The organism is Parabacteroides acidifaciens, from assembly GCF_003363715.1.
GTDB lineage: Bacteria > Bacteroidota > Bacteroidia > Bacteroidales > Tannerellaceae > Parabacteroides > Parabacteroides acidifaciens.
Genome location: NZ_QREV01000116.1, coordinates 1 through 1599 on the forward strand (window position 1 = coordinate 1; position 1599 = coordinate 1599).

Consider the following 1599-nt stretch of genomic DNA (forward strand, 5'->3'; position numbering starts at 1 on the left):
CCCCGCAGGTTCAGCCCGGCAATCCTCTCGACCACCTCGACCGGCACAGCCCGTTTTTTCGTCTCCTCCCGTTTCAGCCGCAACCCCGCAAAAGGATTCTCCTTCCAGCGGCCCCCTGCCTCCCGGCAGGCTGCGTTATACATCGCCCTGAGGCTACTCATATAACTGTTCACCGTGTTCACCCGCAGCCCTTCCTTCCGAAGCGCCGTCCTGAACCCCGCAACCCTTGCCGCCGTCACCTCCTGCAACAGCAGCCTCTCCTTCATGCAATACCGTCCAAACCGGTTCCGCACCGCCCTGTACAAGTCCGCCGTACTCTCAGCACCCGCCTCCCGCTTGCGCCTTTCTAACGACCGCATACTTTCACTAAAATCACTTTTTCGCATAATCCTTTATCTATCTGATTAAAAATGATAAAGGTACAACAGATAAAAAGGGGAAAATGAATATTTAAAAATGCTTTACTTCAACAACTTTCGGTCGTTGTTGTCGCCATTTTCCAACACGCTCATTTGATGAATGGCTATTTGGTTGAGTTTGACAAGCCGCTCACCCTGCGGCATAGCCTGTTCAATGAACACGGCGTTTAAGTTCTCCATATTAGACAAGCAGATAAGTTCGTTAATTGTGGCATAGTCACGGATATTACCTTTCAAGTCAGGATTGGCTTCACGCCATTGCTTTGCCGTCACGCCAAACATTGCAACGTTCAGTACGTCAGCTTCGTTAGCATATATAATGCTTGCCTGTGCTGGTGTAACTTCTACAGGTATGAGGTTGTGCTTTATGGCATCAGTATGTATGCGATAGTTGATTTTTGACAATTCACGCTTTGCCGACCAACCAAGCAGCCGTTGTTCTTCAGTTTTCAATCGTTGGTATTCCTTAACGAGAAGCAACTGGAATTTAGGGGAAATCCACATACCGAAATGGTACGCTATATCCCTGTGTGCATATGTTCCACCATAGCGACCAGCCTTAGAACAAATACCTATCGCATTAGTCCGTTCAATCCACGTTTTTACCGAAAGTACGAAGTTGTTGCTTCCTGCTGCATTTTTAATTGTACCGAATTCGGTACAATTAAAATTGGGGTTATACAGTATTTCCCATTCGCCAAGATATTCTATAGTATTTTTAAGGCTTAGCCAACGGAAGATTATATGCTCTTGTAGTTGGCTTCGTGCCATATCGGTAAGGCTGATATAATCTTCCTCATTATACTGGACAACGCTAATATCTGTATTCTGAACTGTAATTTTTGCCATTTGTAATTGAGGCTTTGAGTTTCAGTTGTAAAGATAGCCATAACCAATGAGATTATCTCTCTAAGAACGCTTTTATTTTCAATATATTGGCGAGGTTGAACTAAAAGTTATCCTTTTGTATGGAACGTTTTTTACAATAACCCCCATTTTTCTATTTCACCACAAAAAAGGTGTTGTTCCGGTTTGACATTTAGCTACCGGGACAGCGCTTTTTATGACGTGCGGACAAACGGGCTGCGCGGCTCGTTTTAATTGCAGGACAATTGTCAAGCCATAATATATTCTTGCTGACATTCCGATAAAGCTTAACTTCCGGAGAATCGAATATTTG

Annotated in this window: 2 protein-coding genes; both read right to left on the reverse strand. The window is 44.5% G+C overall.

All coding sequences use genetic code 11. The features are described from left to right. Positions 1–386 (reverse strand): phage integrase SAM-like domain-containing protein (locus DWU89_RS21315; RefSeq protein ID WP_392391942.1); only part of this gene is annotated, 386 nt, incomplete at its 3' end. Between the two features lie 75 nt (positions 387–461). Continuing rightward, positions 462–1268, reverse strand: coding sequence for a KilA-N domain-containing protein (locus DWU89_RS20345; protein WP_115501447.1), 807 nt, complete (start codon positions 1266–1268; stop codon positions 462–464). Positions 1269–1599: the final 331 nt, after the last annotated feature.